Source organism: Armatimonas sp., from assembly GCF_043757465.1.
In the GTDB taxonomy this organism is placed as follows: Bacteria; Armatimonadota; Armatimonadia; order Armatimonadales; family Armatimonadaceae; genus Armatimonas.
The window spans coordinates 21,725-28,282 of record NZ_JAYVPL010000043.1 but is presented as its reverse complement, the minus strand read 5'-3'; the positions used below and the strand labels follow the sequence as shown (position 1 = coordinate 28,282).

At 60.8% G+C, this 6,558-nt stretch carries 9 protein-coding genes and 1 tRNA gene; 5 read left to right on the top strand and 5 right to left on the bottom strand.

Features of this window, described 5'->3' with window-relative positions:
- Window positions 1-76 precede the first annotated feature (76 nt).
- Entirely contained in the window at window positions 77-319 is a 243-nt protein-coding gene (locus ACH2ED_RS05810; RefSeq protein ID WP_395089262.1) for a hypothetical protein, read from the top strand.
- Here ACH2ED_RS05810 and ACH2ED_RS05805 read toward each other — a convergent pair.
- Window positions 293-364 (bottom strand) — tRNA-Val (locus ACH2ED_RS05805). The two genes, ACH2ED_RS05810 and ACH2ED_RS05805, sit on opposite strands and share 27 nt — an antisense overlap.
- A 162-nt stretch (window positions 365-526) precedes the next feature.
- Here ACH2ED_RS05805 and ACH2ED_RS05800 point away from each other — a divergent pair.
- Both ACH2ED_RS05800 and ACH2ED_RS05795 read left to right on the top strand, forming a co-directional pair.
- On the top strand, window positions 527-1,147 hold the full coding sequence (locus ACH2ED_RS05800) for a 2,3-bisphosphoglycerate-dependent phosphoglycerate mutase (protein WP_395089261.1): 621 nt from the start codon (window positions 527-529) through the stop codon (window positions 1,145-1,147).
- Entirely contained in the window at window positions 1,137-2,372 is a 1,236-nt protein-coding gene (locus tag ACH2ED_RS05795; protein ID WP_395089260.1) for a galactokinase, read from the top strand. The genes ACH2ED_RS05800 and ACH2ED_RS05795 overlap by 11 nt, the downstream gene beginning before the upstream one ends.
- Here the strand turns inward: ACH2ED_RS05795 and ACH2ED_RS05790 are convergent.
- On the bottom strand, window positions 2,334-3,134 hold the full coding sequence (locus tag ACH2ED_RS05790) for a sugar phosphate isomerase/epimerase family protein (protein ID WP_395089259.1): 801 nt from the start codon (window positions 3,132-3,134) through the stop codon (window positions 2,334-2,336). The two genes, ACH2ED_RS05795 and ACH2ED_RS05790, sit on opposite strands and share 39 nt — an antisense overlap.
- On the bottom strand, window positions 3,134-3,925 hold the full coding sequence (locus ACH2ED_RS05785; protein WP_395089258.1) for a tellurium resistance protein TerC: 792 nt from the start codon (window positions 3,923-3,925) through the stop codon (window positions 3,134-3,136). Before ACH2ED_RS05785 ends, ACH2ED_RS05790 begins: the two co-directional genes overlap by 1 nt.
- Before the next feature lie 42 nt (window positions 3,926-3,967).
- On the opposite strand from ACH2ED_RS05785, the gene dut reads away from it, so the two are divergent.
- A complete protein-coding gene (dut, locus tag ACH2ED_RS05780) occupies window positions 3,968-4,417 on the top strand; it encodes a dUTP diphosphatase (RefSeq protein ID WP_395089257.1) in 450 nt (149 codons plus the stop codon).
- Between the two features lie 5 nt (window positions 4,418-4,422).
- A complete protein-coding gene (locus ACH2ED_RS05775) occupies window positions 4,423-4,923 on the top strand; it encodes a tetratricopeptide repeat protein (RefSeq protein ID WP_395089256.1) in 501 nt (166 codons plus the stop codon).
- 8 nt (window positions 4,924-4,931) lie between these two features.
- Here the strand turns inward: ACH2ED_RS05775 and ACH2ED_RS05770 are convergent, their stop codons facing one another.
- Complete coding sequence (locus ACH2ED_RS05770) at window positions 4,932-5,297, bottom strand: ComEA family DNA-binding protein (RefSeq protein WP_395089255.1); 366 nt, start codon at window positions 5,295-5,297, stop codon at window positions 4,932-4,934.
- A 98-nt stretch (window positions 5,298-5,395) separates the two neighbouring features.
- Window positions 5,396-6,541, bottom strand: coding sequence for an exo-beta-N-acetylmuramidase NamZ domain-containing protein (locus tag ACH2ED_RS05765; protein WP_395089254.1), 1,146 nt, complete (start codon window positions 6,539-6,541; stop codon window positions 5,396-5,398).
- Between the last annotated feature and the right edge of the window lie 17 nt (window positions 6,542-6,558).

Genomic DNA, 6,558 nt, shown 5'->3' with positions numbered 1-6,558 from the left:
GCCGAAACCCTAGAAGAAGTGGGCATCCTGAGAGATGCCCACACGTTCCATGCGGTCACGGAGCAAGCTCCGGGGAATGTACCCGTACGCTATTCACTTGCCCTCGGGAGACTGGGTTTCGCTCGCCCTGCTCTACCGCCAGGCACGGATCGAGGGAGAGATCATCCCGATGTGCTTGTTTCGTGTGCCCGAGCCGAGCAACGACGAGCTGCGCCAAAAAGAGCCGGAAGCCTGGGAGTGCTGTTCTTGTGAGGAGTGGGATTTTTCTCAGATTGAGAGTGAGGAAGAAGAATGGTCGGTACTGGATTCGAACCAGTGACCCCCGCCGTGTGAAGGCGGTGCTCTACCACTGAGCCAACCGACCAGAGCGAGAGAGAGTATACCACCGCTTCAGCACATCGTCAAACTTTGCTAAAAAGGCGATTTGCACCGTACAATGCCCAGCAGATTCAAACGAAAAAGCAAAACAGCGAAGGATTGCCCCGGTGGGCTGGTCGCTGTTTTTGTTTGTGAAGGACTCAAAGAAATGCATAGCGATGGTAAAGGACGGCTGTTGCTGATCCGCCACACTCAGTCTGTCTGGAATAGCCTTAATCTGTTCACTGGCTGGGTAGATGTCGAGCTCTCGGAGACGGGCAAGGCGCACGCGATAGAAGTCGGAGAAGCGATGGCGGGCAAGTACTCCGTGGACAAGAGCTACACATCGAGCCTGGTGCGCGCCCAGCAAACTCTCCAGCTCGTGATGGAGGGTGCAGGGATCTCCGGCATTCCCATTGTTGAGGACTGGCAGCTCAACGAGCGCTTCTACGGGCTCTGGCAGGGGCGTAACAAAGACCAGATGAAGGCGAAGTACGGCGAGGCAGCGATCCAGGCCGTGCGCCGTGGCTTCGCGGACCGCCCCCCCGGCGGCGAGAGTCTCGCGGATACCACCGAGCGCGTGCTCCCCTACTTCGAGGAAACCATCGAGCCAGAGCTCGCCGCCGGGCAGACGATTCTCATTGCAGCCCATGGCAACTCGCTCCGGGCGCTGGTCAAGAAGCTTGAAAACCTCGCCGACAATGTGGTTCCCGGTGTCGAGATCGGCAACGGGGAGCTACGTGTCTACCGCTACGAAACAGAAACCAATAGCTACGTCCGTGAAGTTTGAGTTCCCTGACCACGGAGGCTTCTTTACCAAAGAGTCCCCTGTTTTTGTCGCACGCGCTCCCGGTCGCCTCGATGTGATGGGCGGAATCGCGGACTACTCCGGCTCGCTGGTCGCGGAAATGCCCATCGGGCAGGCGGCGCTCTGCGGAGCGCAAGTGGATCCGTCGGGCAAGCTGACCATTCGCTCGCTCAATATCGGCCGCACGGTAAGCGTCGCCCCAGGCGGTGAGAAAGAAACGGAGCGCTGGGCCGTCTATTTAGCGGGCTGCGTGGCACTGCTCAAAGCCGAAGGGCTCCTTCATCCCGATGCCGGTGTGCGCCTCTTGCTCAGCTCCGATGTCCCTCTAGGGGCGGGCGTGTCATCGTCGGCGGCTATTGAAGTGGCGACCATGCGGGCGGTGGCGGCAGCCTTTGAGATCGCACTGGATGGCCTGACACTCGCGCGTCTGTGCCAGCGGGTGGAGAACGAGTGGGTCGGAGCGCCGTGCGGGGTTATGGATCAGGTGACCAGTGCGTGCGGCGAGGCGGGCAAGCTGCTTCTCTTACGCTGCCAGCCCCATACCATCGAGGGCTACACGCAAATCCCAACAGGCTGGAGTGTCTTTGGAATAGACTCCTGTGTCAAGCACAGTGTGGGGGGCATGGGCTACACGGGCGTGCGGTGCGCCGCCTTCATGGGCGCAAAGCTGCTGGGGCTGCAACCCACCGACTATCTGTGTAATCTCACCCCAACCCACTACAAGGCGCTCGGAATTACTCTGCCTGAGACACTCTCGGGCGCGGCGTTCCTGGAGGAGCATGGCCCCACTTGGGACACTGTCACCCGAGTAGACCCTGCGCAGCACTACCCCGTACTATCCGCCACGGAGCACCCGATCTTTGAGAATCAGCGCGTGGAGACATTTCTGGCGGCGCTCGACGTGGGCGACTTCGTCCTCGCGGGCAAGCAGATGCTCGCCGCACACGCCAGCTACAGCCGCTGCGGTCTGGGAACCAAGGAGACGGACTTACTGGTCGAGCTAACGATGGATCAGAGCGGTGTGGCGGGCGCAAAAATCACGGGGGGCGGCTCGGGGGGAACGGTCTGTATCCTCTGCCCCACGGAGCGGGAGACAGTGGTGGCGGAGAGTGTGGCGGAAGCCTATGAAAAACACACGGGAAATGCTCCGCGCCTCATCCAGGGGACATCACCCGGCGCTCTGGCCACTCCGGTAGGCTTGCTTTAGATGCGCAAGCGCCTGGGCTAATTCGGTCTCAAACTCCCCGTCGGTAAAGTTGCACTCAATCGAGACACGGGCATCGTAGCCCGCTTCTCGAAGCGCCGTGAACAGAGCGGCATGGTCATAAACACCCGTCCCTGGAGCTTTTCGCCTGGTGTCCGCCGTGTGAACATGGGCTAGGCAATCCGCACTCGCCAGAATATCCGCAAGGGATTCGTCGCCGTTGCGCTCCATGTGATAGGTGTCCGCGAGATTTCGCACGCCGGGCCTGCCGACTTCCCGCGCTAGCGCCGCGCCCTCCGCGACCGTGTGCAGCAGATTGCACTCATGGCGATTCAGCGGCTCGATAGCAACCACAACGCCGGTTTTCTCATGGGCATCCGCACACTGATTTAAGAACCACAAGAGCTGCTCATGCGCCTGCTCCGCGCTCCAGCCACTCACGGGGAGCTGCCGTGCACCGCCGCTCCCAAAGACAATCACTTCCCCGCCCACTTCCGCAGCGCGAGAAAGTGCCGTGTGGACATAGCCCGTGAGCGCCGCCGGGTTCACCTCAGGGCCGACGAGCTTCAGCTTGCTCGGCACGAAGAGATTAAACGTTTCACAAGGAAGAGGAAGCGCCAGAAGTGCGGTTTTTTTCTCCGCCCACGCCGCCGCATTCTCGGACTCCGGGATCAGCTCACCGGCGACTCCCAGCTCAATGTAGTCCCACCCTGCCGCCGCAACAGATGCAGCCTTACTTCGCCCACCGCACACCCCAAATCGCATCAGAGATTGCTCTCCTCGATCACTTTTTTCATCTTCTTCATCGCCTCGTCAGTCAGCTCCTCACCAGGCGTGGGGACGTGTGAGCGTGCACTGCGCACTGCCCACCAGGCCCCGACGGTAATGATCAGCGCAAAACCTCCCCAGAAGACCGCATCCGGCATCTCCGCATACGGGATCTGGTTGAGCTCCCCATAGAGGTGCCGCGAGGAAAACCCGAGCTTGACTCCCGCCCAGGCCACCAGCCCATAGGCTGTGCTATCCAGTGCGGGGTACTTGCGCAAGAGCCGTAGGAACGCCGCCGCCCCCAGGCGCAGCAGAACCATTCCCAGCAGCCCCCCTAAGTAGACAATCCAGAGCTTGGAGGGCTTGTTGACCAGAGACACCGCCACGAGAATCGAGTCCACGGCAAAGATCACATCCGTAAAGCCCACCAGCGCGACCGTCCGCCCAAAAGAGAGCTGCTTGCCCCCCGCCGCCAGCGCCGCTTCGTCGTCCTCGTCGTGGGACTTGCTCATAAAGTGCTTGACAGCCAGAAAGATCAAGTAGGCCGCCCCAAGACCACAGAGCCACCAGAGCTTGATCAGAAAGCCTGCCAGGAGAATTCCCACGCCACGCAGTGCAAAGGCCATGATCAGCCCGAGTGAGAGCGCTTTTTGCTGTTCTTTATCGGAAAGGTGGCGCACGAGCAAGGCGAGCACGAGGGCATTGTCGGCGGAGAGCAGGCCCTCTAGGAGCACAAGGGTTCCGACAATCAATAAATCAGGGGTTGCAAAAATCTGGCCAAATGGCATTACTGTTATTCTACCTCCTCCGCCGGGTAAGATAGATTCCTGATGTTAGTTCCTGTTTCTCTCCGGCGCTTGCCGGGCAACGATGATCTCCCCCTCCCGGCCTACGAGACCGACCAAGCAGCGGGGATGGACCTGCGTGCGGCGCTCACTGAGCCACAGACCCTGGCTCCCGGGGAGCGCCAGGCAGTGCCCACCGCAATTGCGATTGCACTGCCTGTCGGCTATGAGGCGCAGGTACGCCCCCGCTCGGGGCTGGCACGCAAGGCGGGTATCTCGATGGTGAACTCCCCCGGCACCATAGACGCGGACTATCGCGGCGAGATCATGGTTCTGCTGATCAATTTAGGGCAGGAGCCTTTTACCGTGAACCGCGGGGATCGGATCGCCCAGCTTGTTGTCGCTCCCGTGGCGCGGGTGGTCTGGCAGGAAGTGGAGAGCTTGGAGCAGACCGAGCGCGGCGTGGGCGGCTTCGGACACACGGGCGTACAATAGCGGCCATGGATGAAGAGATTGGCGCACTGCTCTCACGAGCAAACCTGACGCGTGTACGGGGAAATCTGTCGGAGGCACAGGCCATCTGTCAGAGTGCTCTGGAGCTGTGCCCCACGTCAGCCGATGCCCACAGCCTGCTGGGCGATCTTTTTGCCGCACAGGAAAAGCACGATGAGGCGCTGCACTGCTACAGCGTCGCGGCGGAGCTCAAGCCCCAGAACGCAGCCCTTGCAGAGAAGCGCGACAAAGCGATCCAGGCACGCCATCTGCGCCTACTCACCAACCAGCAGCAGGCCCAAAGACTCGCCGTGCCAGAGGTCGCGCACCCTGCCGTGCCCAGAAAAAACGCCCCCCGTCGCCCACTTCCCCGCTGGCTTATGGTGACACTGATTGCTATTGGGGGACTTGTCGTACTGTTTCTGGGAGTTTGGCTAGGCACGAGGCTTGCACCGGGCAGCGACCTCGTACCTACCAAACTACCCGCTACGGTCGGACGTAAAGACTAGTCGGCCCCCTAGTCCAACGTGAGGCGGGGCCGAAGCTGCGCTAGCTTCTTCTCCCCGATCCCCTTCACTTCCATGAGCTGCGAAAGCTCGGTGAACTTGCCTTGCTCGGTGCGGTACGTCACAATGCGCTCCGCAATGGCGGGCCCGATCCCGGGGAGGCTCTCCAGCTCTTTCGCAGTCGCTTTATTCAGTGCAACAGGCCCCTCGACCGGCTTAATGGCATCCGTTTTCTTCGCACTGGTCTTCTTTTTAGATACCGCGGGGGCTGCCTTAGAAGCGGCGGGCACGGTGGGTTTCTCCTGAGCAAAGCTCGGGCAGGTCAGGCTCGTCAGAGCAGCGATGCAGATAACAATTTTCGTGAACGTCGTAAACATAGTTTTTGGTTTCCTCTTGGTTGCGGAAGTGTCTCTCCCGCTTCACCCCTATAACGGGTGGGAAACCCCGAATCTTATAAAATCACGAAATTATTTTTTCAAGGGTAGAGCAAGTGTGGTTTACGGCGATTTGCAAACGCACGCAGCCCCGCGCTCCAGCGTCGGGAAAGTGCCGCGTAGTCGTCGCCCGCTAGGACACCATCCATGGCCTGCCGGTTCACCAAGAGCGTCATCATTCGCTCAGCTTGCCACTCTTTGGGGTAGAGCTTTCGCAGGGTGAGGGCGAGTTCGACTCCCACACGCACGGGAGCGAGCCTCTGGCGATCCGTCACTAAGAAGCTGACACCGCCACAGAGTTCACCGACAAACTTACTGGCCAGAGGCGTAAAGTGCACGGGGATAAAGCGAATACCAGGGAGCTTCTTCTCGTTGAGGGCGGCGGCGAGGCGACGGGGATCGAGGTACGGGGCGCCGATCCACTCAAACGGCGTGTCGGTGCCGCGCCCCACCGAGATATTGGTAAACTCGATCAGCCCGACACCCGGATAGAGAGTGGCCTGGGCGAGCGAGCGCATGTTGGGTGAGGGATTGATCCAGGTCAGCCCGGTGGCGTCCCAGTAGTCGCCGCGCTTCCAGCCCTCGCAGGGGATCACGGTAAGATCCAGCTTCAGCCCTTTCTCCGCAACAATGAGCTTTGCCAGCTCCCCCATGGTCATCCCGTGGCGCACGGGAATCGGATGGTACGCCACAAAAGCCAGCTTGTCTTTATCGGCAATCGGGCCCTCTATCGCGACACCCCCAATGGGATTGGGCCGATCCAGCACCACAAAGCGCTTCCCGTATTTGGCAGCCGCCGTGAGGCAGTGCCCGAGAGTCGAGAGAAAGGTGTAGAAGCGGCAGCCAACATCCTGAATATCGTAGACCAGTGTCTCGATCCCGGCAAGCTGCTCCGCCGTGGGCTCGTAGCGCTCGCCGTAGAGGGAGAACACCGGCAGGCCCGTCTTCGGGTCTTTGCCATCCGGGACGCGCTCATCCACCGCGCCACGAATCCCGTGCTCCGGCCCGAAAAACGCCTTGAGAGAGACCTGGGACGACTCCGCCAGCACATCAGCCGTCGCCACGCCGTCCAGCGTCAGCCCCGTGTGGTTGGTGATTAGCCCGACCGGCCCACGCCCTAGCGCGGAGAACTTCTCGCGCACCAGCACATCCACGCCGCACAACACCGAAGAAGAAGCCGTTTCCATGGCTCCCATTTTACCTG